Below are 21,758 nucleotides of genomic sequence, written 5' to 3' on the forward strand. Positions count from 1 at the left end.
CCCCTATAGTAGGCCAAGGGCCTCGAGGGGGCTACACCGCTCCTCATAAGGGTCGGGAAGAAGCCCTATAGGGACGTCCAGCCGCAGGAGGTATCCCTCCCGGTAGAGGGGCCAGCGGGGCCATCCCTTGGGCTCCCCCTCCTTGGCGAAGCCCGTCCAGTAGCGGCGCATCCGCTTCCCCAGCCACTCCCCCTTCTCCCAGGCCTCCGCTCCCAGGAAGAGGGGAAGGAAAGGGGAGGTGTGGAGGTGGCCGAAGAGGGGGGCAAGCTCCAGGCCGTGGAAGCTGCCTAGCCCCTCAAAGCCGGGGACACGGAAGGTGAAGAGGTAGGCGTAGGTGGGGGCATGGGGGCTTTGCAAGCGGGCCGCTTGCAGGGAGGGGCAGAGGAGGGTGAGGTCGGTCTGGAGCTCTCCCCAAGCGGCCTGGGGGCTTGGGTGGCGCTTCCGGTAGAGGGCGAGGAGGGCCTCCGCCTGTTCCGGGGAAAGCCCTGACTCCCCAAGCCTCCCCTTGGCCTCCTCCCAGTCTTTGGGCCCCAAAAGCCCCTGGAGGGCGGGGAAGGTGATCTCCTCAGCGTTGGCCCCGGCGATGAGGGGTAGGTCCTGGGCCTTTCCTTGCCGGAGGGCCTCCTTGGGGTCTTGGGGCAGGAGGGGAGAGCGGTGGGGCTTGAAGGGGCCTACGCGGAAGATGGAGGGCCGGGAGAGGAAGCGGTGCATGGCCTCCAGGGTGGGCTCGCGGGGGAGGAGGTGCTCCAGGGGCAGGTTCCGGAGGCAGGCGAGGTCCTTCGGGTTGCAGCCCCGCTCCTTGGCCCAGGCTTCCCCGAAGGGGAAGTCCTCCTCTAAGGGCCTCGTGTAGGTGCATCCTCCGGACTGGAGGATGGCCCGGTGGAAGAGCCCCTGGGCCTCGGGGGTGGCGAGGAGGGTGCAGACCATCATGCCTCCGGCGGACTCCCCGAAGAGGGTGACGTTCTTTGGGTTGCCCCCGAAGTGGCGGGCGTAGCGCTGCACGAAGCGCAGGGCCTCGAGGGCATCCAGAAGGCCGTAGTTCCCCACCGCCCTCGGGTCTTCCTGGGCGAGGGCGGGGAGGGCCAAGAAGCCCAAGGGCCCCAGGCGGTAGTTGGGGGCCACCACCATGACGCCCTCCTGGGCCAGGCGGTGTCCCCGGTAGATGGGCTCGGCCCCAGCCCCCGAGGTGAAGGCGCCCCCGTGAAGGTAGACCATGATGGGAAACCCTTCCGGGGGCGGGGCCTCGAGGGGGAGGTAGATGTTTAGGAGCAAGCAGTCTTCCCGTTGCGGCGGGATGGGCCCGCCGAACCACTCCGTGATCCCCGGGGTCTGGGGGCAGGCCACCGCCTCCTGGCCCACGCCTTGGGGCCAGGCCCGGACGGGTTTGGGCGCCTTAAACCGCTCCGCCTCGGCGTAGGGGAGGCCGTAGAAGGCGATGGCCTCCCCTTCTATCCGTCCCTGGGCTTTGCCCAAGGGGGTGTGGACGGTGAAGCCCTGCGCCAGGGCTAAACCGAACAGGACCAATAATCCCACTTTCTTCGGCATATTGTAATTTTATACCCGGTTCACGTTCCTTAGGCAAGCCCCACCGGGCTTGCCTAGTAAATCGCCTTGTACCCCGGCGGAGGCGGGCGTTTTGGCTTGGGGGTCATCCTTGTAGCCCATGGCTTGCAGGGCGTCGTCTATAATGCAAAAGGCCGCTATGAGACGGGAAAGCATAGCGGCCACTATTTTTTCAGATCCAGGGGATAGGTAGCAACTTGGGTTAACCTTAGCTTTTTGCAAAGCCCTCGCGGGCTAAAAACTTTTGCCACTGAGCATACGTCTCTTGGAGGAGGTTTTCAGGAAGAGGCCTTACTTCAAGCTTTCCCAGGTCCAAGGGGACTACCCAGTGGAGGCTTTCGGAGAGTTTTTTCTTGTCACGTAGGAGATAGGGTACCAGGGTGGTAAAGGGTACAAGGGGAATGGGGGGCGGGGCTAGCCAGCGGAGGAGCCGAAGCACGAGGGGCGTGAGGTCCCTGCCACCCAAAGCCCGGCCTAAAAGGGCAGCGAAGAGGAGGCCGTAGGCCACCGCCGCCCCGTGGGGTAGGGCGTGGCGGGTGTGGGACTCGAGGGCGTGCCCTAGGGTGTGGCCCAGGTTCAAAAGCCTCCTCTCCCCCTTCTCCAAGGGGTCCTTTTCCGTGATGGCCACCTTCACCGCCACCGCCCGGGCTAAATAGCCCTCTAGGCGGGGGCTTTCCGGGGTTAAGTCCTCCACCGCTAAAAGGGCCTCATCCCCCTGGATGATCCCGTGCTTGAAGGCCTCCACCAGCCCTTCTTTGAAGGTGGCGGGAGGGAGGGTCCTGAGCGTTTTGAGCTCGGCGTAGACCCCCAAGGGGAAGTGGAAGGCCCCCACCAGGTTCTTCCCCTCGGGGAGGTTTAAGCCCGTCTTGCCCCCCACGCTGGCGTCCACCACCGCCAAGGTGGTGGTGGGAAAGGCCAGGTAGGGTATCCCCCTCAGGTACGTGGCGGCCACGAACCCCCCCAGGTCCGTGAGGGTGCCCCCGCCCACCACCAGGAGGGTGGTGTTCCGGGGCAGGCCCCGCGCCGCCAGGAAGGAAAGGACCTCTCCGTAGACCGCAAGGGTCTTCGCCCCTTCCCCCCCTTCCAGGCCCAGGCGGTGGACCACGCCCAAAGCCTCCGCCACCTCCAGGGCGAAGGCCTCCACCTTGCGGTCGTAGAGGAGGGCCAGGGGGCCTTCCACCCGCACCTCGGCCAAGACGCCCTCCCCGATGAGGATGGGGTAGGGAACAGGATTACGCACGCTTAGCCCTTGCATACGCCCAAAGCTTCTCCACAATCTCCTCCACCACCCCTTCCACCTTGCGGTGGTCGGTGGACACGTGCACGTGGGCCTCTCGGTAGATGGGGGTGCGGGCCTCGAGGAGGGCGCGGATGCGCTCCAGAGGGTTTTCCACCTGCAGAAGGGGCCTTTCCCCCGGTTTTCTCGTGGCCCGCTCCAGAATGGTTTCCGGGCTGGCCCAGAGGGCCACCACCGGGCCCCGGGCGAGGAGGAGGGAGCGGCTTTCCGGGTCCACGAAGGTCCCCCCGCCCAAGGAGAGGACCAGGAAGTCCTTGGCCAAAAGCTCCCGCACCGCCTCCTTCTCCATGCGGCGGAAGGCCTCCTCTCCCAGGTGGCGGAAGATGTCGGGGATGGAAAGGCCGGTCCGCCGTTCAATGTAGCGGTCCAGGTCTATGAAGTGAAGCATTAGGGCGCGGGCCAACTCCCGCCCGATGCGGCTTTTCCCCACCCCCATGAAGCCGGTCAGGCTGATGAAGGTGGCGGGGCGGGGGACCTCGAGGCGGGCCATGGACCTATCCTACGCCCCGCTAGTATTGGAGAGCTCGCTCCCGGTAGCGGGCCACCCGCTCCTGGATCTCTTCCAGGGTGTCCCCGCCAAACTTCTCCAGGTAGGCCTGGGCCAAGACGATGGCGGAAAGGGCGCAAAGGATCACGCTGGCGGCGGGCACGGCGGTGGTGTCCGAGCGCTCCCGGGCGGCGTCCTTGGGCTCGTGGGTCACCACGTCCACCGTGGGCAGGGGGCGCATGAGGGTGGCGATGGGTTTGAGGGCGGCCCGCACCACCAGCTCCTCCCCCGTGGTCATGCCCCCTTCCAGCCCCCCAGCCCGGTTGGTCTTGCGGTAAAACCCCCGCTCCGGGCTCCAGTAGATGGCGTCGTGCACCTCCGAGCCCCGCTTCATGGCGTTCTCAAAGGCGGGGCCGATCTCCACCCCCTTGACCGCCGGGATGGAGAGGGCCATCTGGGCCAGGCGGCCGTCCAGCTTCCGGTCCCAGTGGACGTGGCTGCCGAGGCCGGGCACCAGGCCGCGGAAGCGGGCTTCAATGACCCCGCCCAGGGTGTCCCCTTCCGCCTTGGCCTGGTCAATGCGGCGGATCACCTCGGCCTCCGCCTCGGGGTCGGTCATGCGCACCGGGCTTTCCTCTATGCGGGGTACGAGCTCCCAGGCGAAGGGGACCTGGCTCCACACCCCCGCCATCCCCGCCACGTACCCCACCCCTTCCACCCCCAGGAGGGAGAGGAGCTTCATGGCCACCGCCCCCACCGCCACCCGCATGGCGGTTTCCCGGGCGCTGGCCCTTTCCAGCACGTCCCGCAGGTCCTTGTGCCCGTACTTGATGCCCCCCGCCAGATCGGCGTGGCCGGGACGGGCGGCGGTGAGGGCCTTTTTGCGGGGCTCGTTGCCGGGGGTGGGGTCCATGATCTCCAGCCAGTTGCGGTGGTCGGCGTTCCGGATGGCCAAGGCCACGGGAGCCCCGGTGGTGCGCCCGGCCCGCACCCCGGCCCGGAACTCCACGCGGTCCGTTTCAATGGCCATGCGTCGCCCCCGGCCGTAGCCCTTTTGCCGCTTTTCCAGCCAGGGGTTGATGTCCGCCTCCGTGAGGGGTAGCCCGGCGGGAAGCCCCTCAATGATGGCCAAAAGCTCGGGGCCGTGGGACTCGCCTGCCGTGAGGAACCTCATGGGGACATTGTAAAGGGGGCGGGAACTTCCCGCCCCCCTAGGGCCCAGGGCCCTTTAGGGGTTTTGGGTTACTTCCCGCACCACGTTGGCGTTGATGACCACCAAAAGCTCCTTCTCGGTGGTTTCGTTGGTGCGTTGCTTGAAGAGTTCCCCGATGAGGGGGATGTCCATGAGGAGGGGTACACCCTGTTGCGTCTGGTTGGTTTCCTGAGAAGTAAGCCCTCCTAGGACCACGGTTTGCCCGTCCCGCACCCGCAAGGTGGTGGTCACCACCTGCTTGGTGAAACGGTCCACGTCCCCATCCACGGGGTTGCGCTGGACGTTGCCGGAAACCTCGGCCTTGATGTTCAGGAGGATCTGACCGTCGGCGGTGATCTGGGGAGTGACCTCCACGATGATGCCCACGTCAAAAGGCACCCGTTCTACCTGATCGTTTACCACCCGCCGGATGAAGAAGGTCTCGCCTGACTGGAGCCGCGCCGTTTGGTTGTTGAGCACGAGTTGGTTCACGTCCCTCAGGGCCCGGGAAAGGCCTTGCTTCTGCAAGGCGTCCAAGGTGGCCATCACGTTCAGGCTGGCGAGGCTGCGGGTGCTGTCAAAGATCAAGGAGAGGCCAGAACTCAGGATGCTGGCCACCACATTGCCGCCGGAAATGGTGTTCCACTGGATCCCCAGGTTGCGGCTCAGGTTGGACTGCACCTCCTGGATGCGCACCCTAAGGTTCACCTGGGGCACCGCCTGGTCCAGCCGGGGGATGAGCCCCTCCACCAGGGCCAAGTCCTCCTGGGTCCCAGTGACGATGAGGGTGTTGGTGCGCTCGTCCGCCACCACCGTGGCCGGGCGGCGGGCGGGCTGGGCCGCTTGCTGGCCTTGCTCTTGGGGCTGCCTTGCCTGCAGCGCCTCCTGGAGGACCTTGGCCAGCTCGGCGGCCTTGGCGTTGGAAAGCTGGTAAGCCCGCTGGAAGACCGGGGGGCCCTGCTCGGGGGCCCGGTCAATCTGCGTGAGGAGGTTTTCCACCTCGCTGAGCTGCTTCTCCGTGCCCCGCACGGAGAGGACGGGCTGGCCCGGCACGGTCTGGACCACGATCCCCGGCACCTCCCGGGCCAGGAAGGGGGCCACCTTCTCGGCGTCGGCGAAGCGCAAGGGGTAGAGGCGCCTTACCGTGGCCTCTTGGGCGGGCGCGGGGACCTGCGCGGGCACGTCCGCCGCCTTGAGCAGCTCGGCGAAAAGGGCTTGGTCCGCCTCCGTGGCCTCTAGGAGAAGGGCCTTGGGGTTGCCGGGGATGCTTTCCAGGCGGGCCTGGGGAAGCTCCTTCTCCAGGAGGGGCTTTAGGCGTTCTTGGGCCTCAGGGAAGGTGAGGTTTTGCAAGGTGTAGACCCGGCGCACCTTGGCCGGGGGCTTGGGGACGTCGGCGGCCTTGAGGAGCTCGCTCAAGCGGGCGTGGTCCTCCTCTGTGGCCAGGACGAGGGCCCGCTTGGGGTTCGTGGGCACCACGCTGATTTGGGCCCCTGGCACCTGGCCTTGGAGGAAGGCGAGGAGTTCGGGGAAGGTGGCGTGTTCCAAGGTGTAAGCCCGCTCCAAGCGGGGCTTGGGCTGGGCCAGGGGGGGAAGGGGCCTAAAGTCAATCCCCGCCCGTTGCAGGATGTCGGAGAAGCGGGCGTGTTGCTCCGGGGTGGCCAGGACGGAGAGGATGGCCTTGAGGCGGCCCCCTTCCTCCACCACGATCCAGTTCACGTTGAGCCCGGCGGCTTCCCGGGAGAGGAAGGGGAGGAGGTCGTTTTGGACCCAAGCCTTGGCGGACTCCACGTTGGAAACCACCTGGACCTGTCCCCCTTGACCTTGGATGGCTTGGCGGTAGGCGGCCTCAGGAATCCCTATCACATAGGGCCTCCGCTCCGCTGCCCCGGCGCGGCTTGGGGCGTCCACCAGGGCGGTGATCACCTGGTTGGGGGCTACCACCACCACGTCTGGGGGCAGGAAGAGGTAATCCAGGTTGAACTGGGCCCCGTAGGTGGCGAAGAGGAGGTCCCAGACCTCGCGGAAGGGCTTTCCTTGGAAGTCCAGCTTCACGTTGGGCAAGGGGGGTTGGGCCTTGGCCGGGTCCCCCGAGGCGTCGTAGGCCCGGTAGATGAGGGGCTGAAGGCCCACGCTCTTGGCCAAGGCTTCCAGGACCACGTCCAGGGGCAAGGTGGCCCCAGCCCGCACCTGGCTTTCCGAAACCTTCAAGTCCACCTTGGCGGCGAAGCGGGGCTCATCGGGCAAGCTCCCCGCCAGGGCCGCGAGGCCCAAGGCACCTAAGGCAAAGAGCACGGGCTTCATAAGCAATCCTCTCACTGACCACCTCCCGCTTGTGCCTGCAGTAGCGTCATGTCTAGGGTTTCTTCCTTCAGAGCCAAGGTGATGCGGTCGCCTTCTATGCGCCGCACCACCGCCTCGGTTCCGGGGATTTGGCTACCCACGGGCAACACCAGGTAGCCCTCCTTGCTTTCCAAAATGGCCACGCTCACCGGGCCCAAGAGGGTGCCGGAAAGCTTCAGGCCCTTTTCCGCCACCAGGGCCTCGAGGGGGGTCTTGGCCCCAGGGGTTTGCGGCGCTTCCCGGGTCCCTTGGGGGGCTTCCTCTTGGGCTAAGGGGGCTTCCACCAATGTTGCCGGCGGGGTCAAGGCCACGCCCGCTTCCACTTGGGCCGCCGGGACCGCCGCCTTGGGGGTGGGGGTGAGGACCTTGGGGGCGGGAAGGGCGCCCTGGGTGCCCGGAAGGGGCCTGGGAGCGGTGGCCACCTGGGGCGCGGGCAAGGGGGTGCCCTGGCTTACCCGCACCGGGGCCCCCGTGGGAACGGGCTGGGGCCGGATGGATGGGGTGGGCGAGGGAGCTTTGGGCGGGGCCTCCACCACCAGGGGCACGAAGGGGTTCGGGGGCGGGGCCTCCTGCTTGGCCTGGGGCAGCACCGGGAGGGGAGTGGCCTTGGGGGCCTCCGCCTGGGGCGCGGGGGTTTGGGGGGCCGCGGCCTGGGAAGGAGCGGCGGGCTGGCTCGGGGTGGGCTCGGCGAGCGGGGGGATGGGGGGGGCCTCGAGGGTCTTGGGCGTTTCCCCCGTGGGGGCTTGGGGCGCTTCCACCGTCACCGGTGTTTGGGCCGGCAGGTAAAAGCCCACGTACCACAAGCTGATGGCGCTCACCAGGAGTAGCCCTGCGAGGAGGATTTTGGTGGACTGGGGCAGGTTCCGCCAGGCCTGGGCGAGGCGCGCGAGGGCTTCCTTCACCGCTCACCTCCTTGGCCTTGCTGGCCGGAAGGCGTGCCGGCGCTCTCCAGATCCTTGGCCAGCATGTAAAGGGTCAGGGTCAGGCTGGTGCTCAAGAGGGGGTTCAGGTCCTGGCCCTGGACGCTCAGGTTGATCCCGGAAAGGGAGCTAAAGCGGGAGAGGCTTTCCAGGCGCCTTAGGTAAGCGTAGGTTTCCGGGAAAGGCCCCTCCAGGGATAGGGCCAGGTTCACCGCCCGCACCTCGGGCACGGGGGCCGAGGTGGGGGAGCGGGTGAAGGACCGCACCGTCACCCCGCTGCGCAGGGCTTCGCCCAGGATCTCGTTCAGCACCTGGGCTAGCCGCTCCTCCCGGGGAAGCGCCCTGAGGAAGGCTTGGCGCTCCGCTTGGAGCTGGGCGATGGCTGCCCGGAGCTCGGGGAGGGCCCGTTGCGCCTGGCGGCCCCGGTCCCGCTCGGGGATGAGGGTTTGGATCTCCTGACGCACGGCCTCGGTTTCCTGCCGGAGGGGAACGATAAGGAGGAAGTACCAGAGGAGGGCCACCACCACCGTGAGGAAGATGGTGATGAGGGCCCACTCCCGCTGCCCCAGCCTAGCGAGCACCTTGCTCACCCCCCACCGCACCCACCCGGGCGCTAAAGGTGTAAATGCCCCGGTTCTGGTCCAAGGAAGCCCCCTGAAACTCTATGCCGAAGCGGGGCGAGGTTTCAAAGGCCTGGATGAAGCGCACCAAGGCGTTTTGGTTCAGGGCTTCCCCCTGGAGGGTGAACTCCACCCGCACCTTCTTGCCGTCAAAGGCCCCGTTTTGCGCTTGTTGCGCCGCTTCCTCCTCCGTGAGGGCCCGGGTGCCCACGGAGCGAAGCGCCACGGGGAAGCGCCCCCCTTCCCGGGGGATTTGGTTGATGAAGGCCGCCAGGTACTCGGACCAGGGGACGAAGTTCTTGCGCAAGCCCTCCCGGATGGAGAGGAGGGCCTCGAGGGCCTTCCTCTCCTGCTGCAGACGATTTTGCTCCTGGATGAAGGGCTTTAGCGCCTCCACTTCGGCCCTTAGGGCGTCCCGCTCCTCCTTGGCCAGGGAAAGCTCGGTGTAGGCGGTGTAGTGCAGGAAGCCCAGGGTGAGGAGGACCACCAGGGCGAATAGCGCCGCCGCCAGCCGCCACCAGCCGGGCTCCACCCGGCGGCGCAGGTTCTTGGGCAGGAGGTTTAGCCTAATCAAGGGGACTCACCCCCCTCAGGGCCAGGCCCATGGGCACCATGAGCTCGGGCCCCGCTTCCCGTAGTTTCTCCAGGTCAAAGCGCTTGGGGTCCACCTGGATGCTCGCCCAGGGGTCGGGCACCTGGAAGTTGACCCCCAGGGTGTCGGTGAGCAAGGTGGCGAGCCCTCTCAAGCGGCTTCCGCCCCCGTAGAGGTAGCCCACCTCGGGTTGGATGTCCCCGAGCTGTACTCGGAAGAACTCAAGGCTGCGGCGGATTTCCTGCGTCAAGTCTACGAGGACGGGCCGGATGGCGTCGTAGATGCGGGCGGGGCTATACCGTTCCCGCTCGGCGTCAAAGTCCAAGAGGAGCTCCTCGTCCTCGGTGGGGATGGTGGCGAGGCCGTAGGTGCGCTTGACGTCCTCGGCGGTGAGGAAGTCCAGGCCGAAGGTCTTGGCGATGGCCTCGGTGAAGTCCTTGCCCGAAAGGGTGAGGACGCGCACCGCCAAGGGGCGGTCCCCCCGGGTGAGGACCAGGCTGGTGCTTTCCGCCCCAATCTCCACCGCCACCGTGACCCGGTCCGGCTCCTTGGTGAGCTCTTCCTCCAAGGGGTAAAGCCCGGCGAAGGGCTTGACGTCCAGGACCACCGGGGTAAGCCCCGCCCCCCGCAGGGCCTCAATGAGGCCGGCCACGGCCTCCTGGCGGGCCGCCGCCACCATGACCTCCATCTGCTCCCCTTCCGCCACCTCGGCCAAGGGGTCCAGGGGGGCGAAGTCCAGGATGACCTCGTCTATGGGGAAGGGAATGTAGCGCTCCGCCTCCCAACGCACTGCCTCCTCCATCTCCTTGGGGGGCATCTTGGGCACTTGGAGGGTGCGTAGGATGACGGCGGGGTTGGGCACGGCGCTCACCACGTACCGCTTCTTCGTCCGGGCCTCGCCGAGAAGCTCGCGGATTTCCTGGGATAAGGCCCCGGGCTCCGTCACCATCCCGTCCACCACGGTGCCGGGAGGGAGGGGGCGGGTGGCGTAGGCCCGGAGGACGGGCGGGTGGCCGGAAAGCTCCACCAGCTTCAGGCTGGAGGCGCCCACCTCGAGGCCCAAGGCTTCTACCCGAGGTCTAAATAGCTTGCTCAAACCCGAAAACACGGCACCTCCTTTAGGCTAAATGGGGAACCCAAACCAAGGTCATAGACGAACCTAACTTTACTCTATACCACCCAGGGCAGTTTAGGGAAGAGGCCCTAAGGGTACATGCAGTTTACCTTGTTTCCACCAGAAATAAAAATCCCTCCCCAATCCAGGGGAGGGTGTAGGGCGCTAAGGTTTAAAGGGCTTGGAGGGCTTCCACCACGGCGCGTGTGAAGGTTTCCGTGGTGGCGTCGCCGCCCAGATCGGGGGTGCGGGGGCCTTTTTCCAGGACCAGGTCCACCGCCTTTTCCACCTTTTTGGCCGCCTCCTTCTCCCCGAGGTAATCCAACATCATAGCGGCGGAGAGGATGGTGGCGGTGGGGTTGGCGATGCCCTTTCCGGCGATATCCGGGGCCGAGCCGTGGACGGGTTCAAACACCGCCGTGGTGTCCCCGATGTTGGCGGAAGGCGCGAGCCCCAGGCCGCCCACAAGCCCGGCCGTGAGGTCCGAGAGAATGTCTCCCAGGAGGTTGGTGGTGACGATGACGTCAAAGCGCTCGGGACGCATGACAAGCTGCATGGCGCAGTTGTCCACGATGATGTCCTGCACGTTGACCAAGGGGTAATCCTTGGCCACCTCCCGCACCGTGTCCAGGAAGAGGCCCTGGGTCACGGGCAGGACGTTGGCCTTGTGGGCGATGTGGAGTGTCTTGCGGGGGCGGCTTTCGGCAAGCTTCAGGGCCACGCGCCCGATGCGCTCGCTGGCCTTTTTGGAAATCACGGCGTCGGCGATGGCCACGTCCAGGTAGCGCCGTTCCTGCTCCACGTAAAGGCCTTCCGTGTTCTCCCGCACGATAATGAGATCCACCCCGGGGCGACTCCCGGGGATGGGGCGGCTCTTGGCGGGGCGCACGTTGGCGTAAAGGTCCAGCCGCCGCCTAAGGTAGCGGATGGCCCCGAAAAAGCCCGGTACCTTGCGGGTGGGGCTCGTGGCGGCCCCGAAAAGGGTGGCGTGGCAGGAAAGGATCTTCTCTACGGTTTCTTCTGGGACGGAGGTCCCTCTTCGCTCAAAGGTTTCCCAGCCGGCCTCGGCCTCCACGAACTCCAAGGGAAGCCCAGTGGCCTCCAAGACTTTCCTGGCTGCAGGCACCACCTCGTGGCCGATGCCATCCCCTTCAATAAGACAGATGCGGTACGCCATCTCGCCTCCTGGTCAGGGGTATCCCCCTCCATATACACTACACCGAACGGCTAGGCCCGCAGGAGGAGGGCCCACACCAAGGCCAGGAAGAGGAGAACCCTTAGGGCCTGTACCCGCCGGGGAAGGCGCGGGCGGCTAGACCTTAGGGCACCTTCCACCACCACCCCTGCGATGCCGAGGAGGATAAAAAGGTCCCCAGGGCTCACCACCTTGCGCAAGGGTGGCAAGGGGATCACGTCCCCCAGGAAGGGCAGGCGGGTGGTTTCGTCCAGGAGGGCGTGTACTGCATCCCCTTTGCTTTCCACAATGGGCACGAAGTCCCCGATGCCTGCCCGTTCCAGCGCCTCGGCGCTCACGGGCATGTGCCCCCCATTGACGAAGATGACGGCGGTATTGAGAAGAAGCCCTACCAGGACCAGGTAGAGGCTTTTCAGGTGGCGGTTTTGGTACAGGCCGTAGCCCACCAGGAGGAGGACCGCAACCTTGGCCAAAGGCCCCGCCCATGCCGGTGAAAAGAGTTCCCGGTAAGTGCCATAAGCCAGACCTCCCTCGGCCAAGGCGGCGAGGAGGAAGGCCCAAGGGGCCTTTAGGTCTACTCCTCCGAGGTCCTTGGGCCGGGCTCCGAGGGCGAGGGCGAGGCCGAGGCCGAAGAGAGCTGCGGTGAGGTAGAGCGTAATAAGGATCCCTCCTTTGCTGCGATGTAGGCTTTGCGGTCGCGCCAGATGGGGTTTTGCTCCCAAAGCTGGGTGAAGAGGCGGACCAGGTCGGGGTCAAACTGGCGGCCGGAGTTCTCTTGAACTTCCTTTAGGGCTTCTTCGGGTGTTAGCGCCTCCCGGTAGGGACGCCCGGCGGTCATGGCTTCGTAGGCGTCCGCCAGGCCCACGATGCGGGCTTCGTCCGGGATGTTGTGCCCGGCAAGGCCCTTAGGGTAGCCCCGCCCATCCCAGCGCTCGTGGTGGTAGAGGATGACCCGGTAGACCAGGTCGTCAAAGGCCACCTTCCGGGCGGGGGAGAGGAGCTCCACCCCCCTTTGGGAGTGGGTTTGGATGAGGGCGTACTCCGCTTCCGTTAGCTTGCCGGGCTTTAGAAGAACCGCTTCCGGGATGCCAATTTTGCCGATGTCGTGAAGCCTCGCCGCTCGGTAGATGTCTTGGGCCTTGGCCTGGTCCTTGTAGAAGGCCAGGGCCAGGTCCCGGGAGATGTCCGCCACGCGCTCAGAGTGGAAGCGGGTTTCCTGCTCTTTTGCCTCCAAGGCGTTCATCAGAAGCTCCAAGGTGGTGTCAAAGGCCTGCTCCAGGCGCACCTTCTCGTCCCAGTAGAAGCGGCTGTAGTAGAGGGGGATGAGGAAGAAGAGCACCGTCCACCCACCCCAGTTCCCCAGGAGGGGCGTTTCATACGCCCGGGCGAGGAGGAGGGCGATGGGGGAGAGGAGGAGGTAGCTGAGGGCAAGCCAGCTGAAGTTTTTTCGCCACGCTTCACGCCAGGGGACGTTGTTGGCAAGGTGGATGGCGGTGGTTACCAGGGTGGTGTTGACCAGGAAGAAGGCTAAGGAGGCTGCGACGATGCCCACCCCTGCAGATAGGTTCCAGGAACCGAGGTAAAGGGGGTTCTGCTGGAAGAACTGCCAAACCAGGGCCGCCAGGGCGGTGGCCAAAGCATTCTGGGAGCTATTAAAAAGCTCCTTATACCAGACTTTTCGGCGCCACTGGAGCAAAAAGCTGAGAAGGGGGGGTACCCATGGGGATGTTAACGCTATCAAAGCCAGAGCAAAGATAAAAAACTGGCTCATGCTGGCGCTTAAGGGGAGCGGGACACGAACAGACACGCTCCAAAGCATGAGCGCCCCCCAGAAGAGCAGGTCCAGGAGGCTCAAGCGGAGGGGCATATCTCTATAGGCCCAAAACAGGAAACCTTCCAGGGCCAGGAAGCCCAAGAAGGCCGAGAGGACCAAGAGGAGCACCCGCGGAGGGGGAAGCTCCAGGCGTTTAAGGGCCATGGTGGCCTGAGTGTAGCAAATCCCCCTTCTTGGCGCAAGAAATAAGGAGGCCAGCTTAGCTGGCCTCCTTCCTATTCCCAGCGAGCACTTGCTCCAGCCGCGAGCCCGAGAGCGATCAAGCTGCCGAGAAGAACCAACACACGTGCGATCAGCTTCTTCATCTTTATCCCTCCTTTTCCTCCGCTTCCGGGGGGTCGGCCCCGTCTGCTTGGCTTTCACTTTAGGGGGGGTCGTCAATACTGTCAAGAGGGGAAGAATAGGTATCAGCACGTAATAGATTGCTTTGCTCCTCACATAATCCTGGAATGGTTAGTATCTTGCTTTAGCCTAGCACAGACCGGCGCCGCTAGGCTTGGTGGGTAAACCCGGGGGTAGGGCCTGGGGTCCTTGCGGACGTCCAGGCCCCGGCGAACCCTTACCGCCTCATACCCTCGCCTCCAAGGGGGGAGGGAAGCGTGGGTGTAACGCGTGTCGCCCCCTTCTTGCCCAGTTTAGCAACCTGCCAAAACAAAACGCCCGCTCACTTTGGAGCGGGCGCCAGGCTCGTCTTTGGTGCCGAGGGGCGGAATCGAACCGCCGACACTGCGATTTTCAGTCGCATGCTCTACCAACTGAGCTACCTCGGCGTGGCGGCCCCGACGGGACTCGAACCCGCGATCTCCCACGTGACAGGCGGGTGTGTTAACCAACTACACCACGGGGCCTTGAGGTTTTGCCGGGTCGGGGGCGTCCGACCGGGCACTTAGGATGATAGCCGGGGGAAGGGGAAGTGTCAAGGTTAACCTGGAGCGAGGTCTTCGCCTTTCACCGCACCCGGCGGGGGATTGGACGGCAAAGCCTCCTGGTGGACCGGGGCGAGTCGGGGTACCGGAACGTTTTTCTGCCGGATGGCCGCATCCTCTACATGGGCGAGGGGAAGCGGGGGCATCAGGAGCCCGTGGGGGGAAACCTGCGCCTCCTTTTGGCCCACCGGGAGGGCAGGCCCCTAAGGGTCTTCCTCCGGGAGCGGCCCGGGGTGTGGCGGGACCTGGGATGGTACCGGGTGGAGGGGTGGCGGTACGCCCTTTGGGAAGAGGAGGGGCGGTACGTGTACTGGTTTACCCTTGCGCCCGGTGGATGCGAAGAAGCCCCTTGAGGGTGAGGTCCTCGTCCACCACGTTAAAGGAGGGGCAGAGGTCCTTGAGGGTTCCGGCGAAGCCCCCGGTGGCGATGACCAAGGCTTCCCCCGCTTCCTCCTTGAAGCGCCGCACCATTCCTTCCACCAAGGCGGCGTAGCCCAGGACGAGCCCCGAGCGCAGGGCGTCCAGGGTGTTTTTGCCCACCACCCCCTTGGGGGGCACCAGGTCTATGCGGGGTAGTTTGGCGGTGCGGGCGGCGAGGGCGTCGGCGGCGGTCTGGGGGCCGATGGTGATGGCCCCGCCCAGGTAGCGGTTGGGGGCTTCCACCAGGTCAAAGGTGGTGGCGGTGCCGAAGTCCACCACGATGTAGCGGCCCGTGGGGCTGGGGTAGCCTAGCGCCCCCACGGCGTTCACTAGGCGGTCGGCCCCCGCTTCCTTGGGGTTGTCAAGGAGGACCTCGAGGCCCGTGCTTTCGGCGTCCACCACCCGGGCCCGGATGCCGAAGAGTTTTTCTATGGCCTCCTTCATCTCCCGCTCCACCGGGGGGACCACGCTGGAGAGGAGGGCGGCTTTGGGGGGCGGGAGGCCGTCCAGGGAAAAGAGGTTTTTGAGGAGGACGCGGTACTCGCTTTCCATCCGCATCCGGTCGGTGTGGATGCGGAAGTGGGCCACGAGGTTTTCGCCGGCGAAGACCCCGAGGGCGGTGGAGGTGTTGCCGATGTCTACGGCCAGGAGCATTTAGCTTTCCTCTCCCCCTTCCCAGGGTTCCAGGACCACGCGGGTGGTGATCTCGGCGTTGAGGCTAGCGGAAACGGAGCAGTACTTGGTGTGGGAGAGGTGGACGGCCCGTTCCAGAGCCTCGAGGGTCACCCCTGGCCCCGAGGCGATGTGGGTCACGGTGATGTGGGTGTAGCGCCGGGGATGGGTTTCCGCCCGCACCCCCTCCACCTCCACCCGGTAGCGGGCGAGGGGCTGCTTCTTCTTGCGCATGATGTCCACCACATCGTAGGCGGTGCAGGCTCCCAGGGCCATGAGAAGGAGCTCCATGGGGCGGGGCCCGGTGGCGGGCTGGTCCCCGTCAATCATCACCTTGTCCCCTTGCTCGTTCACCCCTAGGAACCGGTGCCCCACGATGTTATGGACCACCACCTTCTTCGTCATGAGCAGGATTTTACCAAGCCCTCAGCTTTGCCGCTAGAATGGGCGTGAATGCGGGTTCTCCTTCTGGTTTTCGCCCTGGTATGGAGCCTGGCCCAAGCCTTTCCCCGCATAGGGGTGCACGAGGGCTTCACCCGGCTCGTGTTTGACCTGCCGGGGAAAGAGGTGGCCTACACCCTGTCCCAAGAGGGGGGGCTTTTGGTCCTCCTCTTTAAGGGGGTGGACGCCGAGGCCAAGGACCAGGTGGTGAACTCCCAAGAGGTGGCCTCGGTCCAGACTGTCCCCGAAAAGGGGCAGGTGCGGGTCCTGGTGCGGCTGAAGGCCCCGGTGGAGGTGGCGACCCACCGCTATGGCGACCCTGAGCGCTTGGTGGTGGACCTGAGCCTTAAATCCCCCACCCCTGCCCCTCCCGCCAAGCCCGAGGCCCCGCCCAGCGCCAAGGCGCCCAAGCCCCCTAGGCCCGTGGTCCTCCTGGACCCCGGCCACGGGGGGGTGGACCCGGGGATGGTGGGGTACGTGGTGGAGAAGGAGGCGGTGCTGGACGTGGCCCTTCGCCTAAAGCGCCTTCTTGAGCGGGAGGGGGTGGAGGTGCGCCTCACCCGGGATAGGGACATGCATCTTTCCCCGGACAAGCGGGAGGACCTTTCCCGCCGGGCGGCCCTAGCGGATAGCTCCCAGGTGAACCTCTTCATCTCCATTCACGTGAACGCCACCCCCACCCGCACCGCCCAGGGGGTGGAGGTCTTCTACTTCGGCCGGGCCCAGGACCCCCGGGTTCTCGCCCAGGTCATCCGGGAAAACGGGGGTGGGGACTTGGGGCAAAGGCTCACCCGGGAGGCCCAGGGCGTGGCCGAGCGGATCCTCACCGACATCGTGGCCCAGGCCAACCAACGCTACAGCCAGCGCTTGGCGGAGACCCTGGGGCGGAAGCTCTCCCAGGCCACGGGGAGCCCTTACCGGGGTAGTTTCCCCGGCGACCTCTTCGTCCTCCGCTACGCCAAGGTGCCGGCGGTTTTGGTGGAGATCGGCTTCGGCGACCATCCGGTGGAGGGGCGGCGGCTGGCCGACCCCGCGTACCGGGACAAGGTGGCGCAAGGGCTTTTGGCGGGGGTCCTCACCTTCTTGGCCAACGGGGCCTTCGCCCGCTAGAAGGGGAGGGCTTCCAGGGCTTCCTTGGCGGTGGGGAAACGCTCCGCCGGGCTTTTGGCCAGGAGGCGTTCCAGAAAGGCTTGTTGCTCCGCCTCGAGGCCAGGGACGGCGGGGATGGGGCCTTGAAGGTGCCCCCAAAGCACCTCCTCCGGCGCCCCCACAAAGGGGTGCTCCCCGGTCAGGATCCAGTAGAGGATGACCCCGGCGGCGTAGACGTCCGCCTCGGGGCCGGGGCTTTGCCCCAGGACCTGCTCCGGGGCCAGGTAGGGGAGGGTGCCCACCCTGAGGGGTTTTTTGAAGGCCTCGAGGGCGGGCCCCGAAAGGTCAAAGTCCACGAGCCTGGCCTCGTCCGTGCCCGCCACGATGATGTTCTCCGGCTTCACGTCCCGGTGGACCAGGCCTTGCTCGTGCATGTGGGCCAGGGCGGCGAGGAGCTGGCGGAAGACGAAAAGGGCCCGCTTGCGCTCGGGGCGGCGGAGCATCCAGCGGCCCAGCTCCTCCCCGGGGGCGTAGGCCAGGAGGAGGGCGGGGCCTTCTTCTAGGTCCAGGGGCTCGAGGACGGGGTTGAGGTTGGGGTGGGAAAGCCTTCTCCCCACCCATAGCTCCCGGTCCCTTCGGGCCTTGGCCCCTTGGGGGAAGACCTTGAGGGCGTAAGGGGTACCGAAGCGGTCAAAGGCCAGGAAGACGCTGGCCAGGGCCCCTTGGCCTAAGAGCCGCACCACCCGATACCTTTGCAGGAGCACCTTCCCGGTGAGGCTCACCGCCCTCACTATACCCGCCCCTCACCTCTTTCACCCATAGGCCCTTTAGGATTTTTCCGTGCGCGGGCTTGCGCTTTCAGGCGGCGGGGCCAGGGGCCTTGCCCACATCGGGGCTTTGGAGGTTTTCTTGGAGGCGGGGCTAGCCTTCCAGGCGGTGGCGGGGACCAGCATGGGGGCCATCGTGGGGGCCTTTTTCGCCGCCGGGCTTGCTCCCAGGGAGATCCTGGCCATCGCCCGCAAGACCCCGTGGCTTGGCCTCTTGGGCCTTTCCCCTCGGGAAGGGGTCTTTTCCCGGCGGAAGCTCAAGGACTTCCTGGCGGAGCACCTCCCTCCCACCTTCGCCGAGCTCCAAAGGCCCTTGGCGGTGACCGCGGTGGACGTGCGCTCGGGAAGGCTTCTTTTCCTCACCCAAGGCGACCTTCCCAGCGCTGTCTTGGCCTCCGCCGCCTACCCGGGCCTCCTCGCCCCGGTGGAGCGGGAAGGGCGGCTTCTCTTTGACGGGGGCGTTTTGGACAACCTGCCCGTGGACGCCGCCCGGCTCCTGGGGGCCACGGAGGTCTACGCCGTGGACGTGACCCCAGAGCGCTCCCTGGAGGAAGGCCCCCGGGGGCTTCTGGCCCTGGCCCGGCGGGCGGTGGACCTGATGCAGGCCCACCTCACCTCCGTGCGCTTAAGCCTTTACGCCCCCGAGGTCTACGTGCGGCCTTCCCTTCCCGGGGTGGGCATAGAGGACTTCCGCCGCCTGGAGGAGATCGTGGAGGCGGGGCGCGAGGCGGCCAGGCGCGCCCTTGGGGGTAGAGTAGGAGGGGTATGAAGGCCTTTTGGGAATACCTTTTCAAGGAGTGGTTTCGCCAGGTGGGGGAGGCCCTCCTGGTGGCCTTCTTGGTCACCACCTTCGTCTTTACCACCGTGGGGGTGGTGGGTCAGAGCATGTTCCCCACCCTAAGGAACGGGGAGCGGGTTCTGGTGCCCAAGTGGGAAACTTGGCTGGTGCGTTTTGGCCTTAGGGAGTGGCGCCGGGGGGAGATCGCCATCCTCAAGCCCCCGGAGGGCACCCCCTACGCCACCGCCCGCTTCCCTGTCCTGGGCTTTTCCTTCCGCGCCTTCTTCATTAAGCGCATCGTGGCGGTGCCGGGGGACGAGGTGTACGTGGAGCGGGGGGTGGTCTACGTGAACGGAACCCCCCTGGACGAGCGGCACATCACCGACCACCTCTCCCCCTGGCCCGACTCCTTCCCCGGGGTGTGCTACAAGGAGGGGCGCATGACCCGGATCATCACCCAGCAGGGGGACTTCCCCGTGGAGCTCCTTCCCGCCTACCTGAAGCCCCTCAAGGAGATGCTCCTTCCCCCCTCGGAGGAGGTTTTGGCCCGAAGCCAGCTTGCCGAGGCCTGCGAGGTGGGGAAGATTAAGCTGAAGAAAGGCTACTACTTCGTCATGGGGGACAACCGCACCCTGGGGGGCAGCGAGGACTCCCGCACCTTTGGCCCCGTGCCGGTGGAGGCTATCGCCGGGCGGGCGAGCTTCGTGTGGTGGCCCCTTGTCGTGCGGGAGGAGGGGGGGGTGCGCCTGAACCTCAGGCCCCTTTCCCCGCCTCCCGTCTACGGGCTCAAGTGAGGACGGCCACGATGAGCCTCCCGGGCCCGTGGACCCCCTTCACCATCACCTGGCCGATGTCCGCGCTCTTGGAAGGGCCGGAGTGGAGGCCGAGGGCGCTGGGGAGCTCCTTTAGGTCCTGGAAGGCCTGGAGGAGGGTGGGGTAGACCCTTTCCCTTTCCACCAGGACCAGGTGGGTGGGGGGGAGGAGCTGGGCCCGGCGCCCGTCGGCGCTGGAAAGGGCCAGGGTGCCCGTTTCCGCCACGGCGAAAAGCGCCCAGGAAACCCCCAGAGGGGCCTCCTCGGGGGGGAGGGGGTTGAGGCCTTCGCGGAAGGGGGTAGGGACCCCCTGGCCGAAGGCCACCCCGGGAAGCCCCTGGGCCAGTTCCCTCAGGAGGGCCTGGGCCCCTTCGGGGGAAAGGAGGTGGGGTTCGGCCCCGTTTTCCGCCAGGCGCGCCAGGAGGAGGGGTATGGGGTCCTCGGGGAAGGGCGAGTGGGGGTGTTCGGGAAGAAGGGCCTTGGGGCGGCCCTCCAGGGCCCGCCGCACCCGGTTTAGGATGCGGGTCCTAGCGTCCATGGCCTTCCTCCATCTCCCGCCAGAGCTGGTGGAAGGGCTTGGGGCTGGGCTTTAGGGGGCCTCTTCCCTCCGTCCAGGCCCTGAGGAGGGGGAGGAGGTCCTGGGGGAGGGGCAGGCCCCTGAGGGCCTTGGAGAAGAGGCGGTAGAGGGCGGGGCTTTCCATGACCCTGCGGTAGGCGGCGAGCATGGCCCGTTCCCAGGCGGGGCTTAGGCCCTCCGCCACCGCCCGGTGGCGCCAGGTGAGGAGGAGCTTGGGGATGGGGATCTTGACGGGGCAGGCCTCGAGGCAGGCCCCGCAGAGGGTGGAGGCGTAGGGGAGGGGGTACGCCTCCTCCAGGGAGAGGAGCCCGGGGTCCAGGACCGCCCCGATGGGGCCGGAGTAGACGTAGCCGTAGGGGTGGCCCCCGGTTTGGCGGTAGACGGGGCAGGCGTTGAGGCAGGCCCCGCAGCGGAGGCACCTTAGGGTCTCCCAGGCCTCGGGGTCGGCGAGGAGGGCGGTGCGGCCGTGGTCCACCAGGACCACGTGCACCTCCTCGGGGCCCTCCTCCCCCTTTCGGGCGGGGCCTTGGATGAGGGAGACGAAGGTGGAAAGGCGCTGCCCCGTGGCCGCCCGGGCGGTGAGGGGGAGGAAGAGGGCCAGGTCCTGGAAGCGGGGGAGGAGCTTCTCAATCCCCACGAAGGCCACGTGGACCTTGGGCAAGGAGGTGGAGAGGCGGATGTTCCCCTCGTTCTCCATGAGGGCCAGGGTGCCCGTTTCCGCCACCAGGAAGTTGGCCCCGCTAATCCCCAGTTCGGCGGTGAGGAAGGCCTCCCGGAGCACCTTGCGGGCCACCTGGGCCAGGGCCTCGGGGGAGGCGTCCAGGGGGGTGCCGAAGCGCTCGTGGAAAAGCGTTTGGATCTCCTTAAGGGAGAGGTGGATGGCCGGGCCCACGATGTGGCTTGGGGGCTCCCCCAGGAGCTGGATCAAGTACTCCCCCAGGTCGGTCTCGTAGACCTCCACCCCCAAGGAGGCCAGGAGGGGGTTTACCCCGAGCTCCTCCGTGAGCATGCTCTTGGCCTTCACCGCCCGCTTCACCCCGCGCCGCTCTACGATCTCCCTTAGGAGGCGGTGGGCGTCCTCCGGCTCCTCGGCGTAGTGGACCTGGACCCCGTTTTCCTTTAGCCGCTTTTCCGCCAGCTCCAGGTACTGGTCCAGGTGGCTCAGCGCGTGGTCCTTGACGGCCTTGGCCCGCTCCCGCCACTCGGCGATGGGCACCTCGGCGTAGGCCTTGAGGCGGTTCCTATCAAAGTGCAGGGTGGCCCCTGTTACCGCCTCCCGCACCCCAGGTTTTTCCCGGAGGAGCCTCGCCGCCTCCTTGGGGTAAAGCTTGGCCTTAGCCCGCATACGCCTCCCAAAGCAAGGTGGCGAGGGGCGCCACCTTTAGGCCCACCCCCTTCTTGCTCAAGCGCCCCGCCAGGTGGAGGAGGCAGCCCGCGTCCGTGGAGGTGAGGACCTCCGCCTGGGGCAAGGTGGCGACCTTGCGGTCCGCCATGGCCAAGGAGACCTCGGGGAGCTTCACCGAGAAAAGCCCCCCAAAGCCGCAGCACTCCTCCGCCGCCTCCCAGGGCACGAGCTCCGCCCCGGCTCCCTTTAGGAGAAGGAGGGGCTCCTCCCGCACCCCAAGCTCCCTCAGGGCGTGGCAGCCGTGGTGGTAGGCGATCCGCTTTCCCTTAAGCCCTTCCCCCAGCTTTTCCACCCCCAGGACCCCCACCAGGAAGGCGGAAAGCTCATAGGTCCTCTCGGCGAGGTCCAGGGCCTTTTGGCTTCCGGGAAGGAGCTCGGGGTAGTGGTTTTTCACCATGCTGGCGCAGCTTCCCGAGGGCAGGACCACGTAGTCCGCTTCCCGGAAGACCTCGAGGGTCCTTCGGGCCAAGGGCCTCGCCCCCTCCCAGTAGCCGGCGTTGAAGGCGGGCTGGCCGCAGCAGGTCTGGCCCTCGGGAAAGTCCACCTCCACCCCCAAGGCCCTTAGAAGCCGCACCGCCGCCACCCCGGCCTCGGCGAAGAACTGGTCCGCCAGGCAGGTGATGAAGAGGGCTACCCGCATTTGCGCCCCAGTATACC

At 66.5% G+C, this 21,758-nt stretch carries 22 protein-coding genes and 2 tRNA genes; 4 read left to right on the top strand and 20 right to left on the bottom strand.

Annotated features, from left to right (window positions below):
• Positions 1 to 3: 3 nt before the first annotated feature.
• From QT17_RS00335 to QT17_RS00400, 14 genes are all read right to left on the bottom strand, one after another.
• Complete coding sequence (locus QT17_RS00335) at positions 4 to 1,545, bottom strand: carboxylesterase/lipase family protein (protein ID WP_039455010.1); 1,542 nt, start codon at positions 1,543 to 1,545, stop codon at positions 4 to 6.
• Positions 1,546 to 1,771: 226 nt separating this feature from the next.
• On the bottom strand, positions 1,772 to 2,818 hold the full coding sequence (locus QT17_RS00340) for a 3-dehydroquinate synthase family protein (RefSeq protein WP_039455011.1): 1,047 nt from the start codon (positions 2,816 to 2,818) through the stop codon (positions 1,772 to 1,774).
• Positions 2,796 to 3,350, bottom strand: coding sequence for a shikimate kinase (locus QT17_RS00345; RefSeq protein ID WP_039455014.1), 555 nt, complete (start codon positions 3,348 to 3,350; stop codon positions 2,796 to 2,798). Before QT17_RS00345 ends, QT17_RS00340 begins: the two co-directional genes overlap by 23 nt.
• 19 nt (positions 3,351 to 3,369) lie before the next feature.
• The gene (gene aroC, locus QT17_RS00350; protein ID WP_039455017.1) at positions 3,370 to 4,521 is read right to left on the bottom strand and encodes a chorismate synthase; all 1,152 of its coding nucleotides are present in this window, start codon (positions 4,519 to 4,521) and stop codon (positions 3,370 to 3,372) included.
• A 54-nt stretch (positions 4,522 to 4,575) separates the two neighbouring features.
• Positions 4,576 to 6,840, bottom strand: a complete 2,265-nt coding sequence (locus QT17_RS00355; RefSeq protein WP_152607293.1) for a secretin N-terminal domain-containing protein — start codon at positions 6,838 to 6,840, stop codon at positions 4,576 to 4,578.
• An 11-nt stretch (positions 6,841 to 6,851) separates the two neighbouring features.
• Positions 6,852 to 7,781 (bottom strand): hypothetical protein, encoded by a 930-nt coding sequence (locus QT17_RS00360; RefSeq protein WP_039455021.1) that lies wholly within the window; start codon positions 7,779 to 7,781, stop codon positions 6,852 to 6,854.
• Entirely contained in the window at positions 7,778 to 8,380 is a 603-nt protein-coding gene (locus QT17_RS00365; protein WP_039455466.1) for a type 4a pilus biogenesis protein PilO, read from the bottom strand. The genes QT17_RS00360 and QT17_RS00365 overlap by 4 nt, the downstream gene beginning before the upstream one ends.
• Complete coding sequence (locus QT17_RS00370) at positions 8,370 to 8,993, bottom strand: competence protein (RefSeq protein WP_039455023.1); 624 nt, start codon at positions 8,991 to 8,993, stop codon at positions 8,370 to 8,372. The genes QT17_RS00365 and QT17_RS00370 overlap by 11 nt, the downstream gene beginning before the upstream one ends.
• On the bottom strand, positions 8,986 to 10,119 hold the full coding sequence (gene pilM, locus QT17_RS00375) for a type IV pilus assembly protein PilM (protein WP_039455025.1): 1,134 nt from the start codon (positions 10,117 to 10,119) through the stop codon (positions 8,986 to 8,988). The genes QT17_RS00370 and pilM overlap by 8 nt, the downstream gene beginning before the upstream one ends.
• A 178-nt stretch (positions 10,120 to 10,297) precedes the next feature.
• Entirely contained in the window at positions 10,298 to 11,302 is a 1,005-nt protein-coding gene (locus QT17_RS00380) for a homoisocitrate dehydrogenase (RefSeq protein ID WP_039455027.1), read from the bottom strand.
• Positions 11,303 to 11,352: 50 nt separating this feature from the next.
• Positions 11,353 to 11,844 (bottom strand): DUF5317 domain-containing protein, encoded by a 492-nt coding sequence (locus QT17_RS00385; RefSeq protein ID WP_081995743.1) that lies wholly within the window; start codon positions 11,842 to 11,844, stop codon positions 11,353 to 11,355.
• Positions 11,845 to 11,894: 50 nt separating this feature from the next.
• Positions 11,895 to 13,298: an HD-GYP domain-containing protein gene (locus tag QT17_RS00390; RefSeq protein ID WP_039455031.1), complete on the bottom strand. Its 1,404-nt coding sequence runs from the start codon at positions 13,296 to 13,298 to the stop codon at positions 11,895 to 11,897.
• Positions 13,299 to 13,848: 550 nt separating this feature from the next.
• Positions 13,849 to 13,924: transfer RNA gene (locus QT17_RS00395), tRNA-Phe, on the bottom strand.
• 1 nt (position 13,925) lies between these two features.
• A tRNA-Asp gene (locus QT17_RS00400) sits at positions 13,926 to 14,002 on the bottom strand.
• Between the two features lie 65 nt (positions 14,003 to 14,067).
• Between QT17_RS00400 and QT17_RS00405 the strand changes: the two genes are divergently transcribed.
• Positions 14,068 to 14,433, top strand: a complete 366-nt coding sequence (locus QT17_RS00405) for a hypothetical protein (RefSeq protein WP_039455034.1) — start codon at positions 14,068 to 14,070, stop codon at positions 14,431 to 14,433.
• Here the strand turns inward: QT17_RS00405 and QT17_RS00410 are convergent.
• Together QT17_RS00410 and QT17_RS00415 are read right to left on the bottom strand one after the other, a co-directional pair.
• Positions 14,396 to 15,154, bottom strand: a complete 759-nt coding sequence (locus tag QT17_RS00410; protein ID WP_039455036.1) for a type III pantothenate kinase — start codon at positions 15,152 to 15,154, stop codon at positions 14,396 to 14,398. The two genes, QT17_RS00405 and QT17_RS00410, sit on opposite strands and share 38 nt — an antisense overlap.
• Positions 15,155 to 15,577 carry an OsmC family protein gene (locus QT17_RS00415; protein ID WP_039455039.1) on the bottom strand — a complete coding sequence of 141 codons (423 nt, stop codon included), beginning with the start codon at positions 15,575 to 15,577 and terminating at the stop codon, positions 15,155 to 15,157. It abuts the gene before it with no gap.
• Positions 15,578 to 15,625: 48 nt separating this feature from the next.
• On the opposite strand from QT17_RS00415, the gene QT17_RS00420 reads away from it, so the two are divergent.
• Positions 15,626 to 16,723 carry an N-acetylmuramoyl-L-alanine amidase gene (locus QT17_RS00420; RefSeq protein ID WP_039455040.1) on the top strand — a complete coding sequence of 366 codons (1,098 nt, stop codon included), beginning with the start codon at positions 15,626 to 15,628 and terminating at the stop codon, positions 16,721 to 16,723.
• Here QT17_RS00420 and QT17_RS00425 read toward each other — a convergent pair.
• Entirely contained in the window at positions 16,720 to 17,493 is a 774-nt protein-coding gene (locus QT17_RS00425; protein WP_039455043.1) for a serine/threonine-protein kinase, read from the bottom strand. The genes QT17_RS00420 and QT17_RS00425 overlap by 4 nt on opposite strands.
• A gap of 49 nt (positions 17,494 to 17,542) precedes the next feature.
• Here QT17_RS00425 and QT17_RS00430 point away from each other — a divergent pair, with 49 nt between their 5' ends.
• A complete protein-coding gene (locus tag QT17_RS00430; RefSeq protein WP_039455045.1) occupies positions 17,543 to 18,298 on the top strand; it encodes a patatin-like phospholipase family protein in 756 nt (251 codons plus the stop codon).
• Positions 18,295 to 19,101, top strand: coding sequence for a signal peptidase I (lepB, locus tag QT17_RS00435; RefSeq protein ID WP_039455047.1), 807 nt, complete (start codon positions 18,295 to 18,297; stop codon positions 19,099 to 19,101). The genes QT17_RS00430 and lepB overlap by 4 nt, the downstream gene beginning before the upstream one ends.
• Here the strand turns inward: lepB and QT17_RS00440 are convergent.
• Genes QT17_RS00440 through QT17_RS00450 form a run of 3 tightly spaced genes read right to left on the bottom strand, consistent with a single transcriptional unit; the run spans position 19,094 to position 21,741 of the window.
• Positions 19,094 to 19,657: a lactate utilization protein gene (locus QT17_RS00440; RefSeq protein ID WP_039455049.1), complete on the bottom strand. Its 564-nt coding sequence runs from the start codon at positions 19,655 to 19,657 to the stop codon at positions 19,094 to 19,096. The genes lepB and QT17_RS00440 overlap by 8 nt on opposite strands.
• Complete coding sequence (locus QT17_RS00445) at positions 19,647 to 21,041, bottom strand: LutB/LldF family L-lactate oxidation iron-sulfur protein (protein ID WP_039455051.1); 1,395 nt, start codon at positions 21,039 to 21,041, stop codon at positions 19,647 to 19,649. The genes QT17_RS00440 and QT17_RS00445 overlap by 11 nt, the downstream gene beginning before the upstream one ends.
• A complete protein-coding gene (locus QT17_RS00450; protein WP_039455054.1) occupies positions 21,031 to 21,741 on the bottom strand; it encodes a (Fe-S)-binding protein in 711 nt (236 codons plus the stop codon). Before QT17_RS00450 ends, QT17_RS00445 begins: the two co-directional genes overlap by 11 nt.
• Positions 21,742 to 21,758 lie beyond the last annotated feature (17 nt).

Source organism: Thermus sp. 2.9 (assembly GCF_000794385.1).
In the GTDB taxonomy this organism is placed as follows: Bacteria; Deinococcota; Deinococci; order Deinococcales; family Thermaceae; genus Thermus; species Thermus thalpophilus.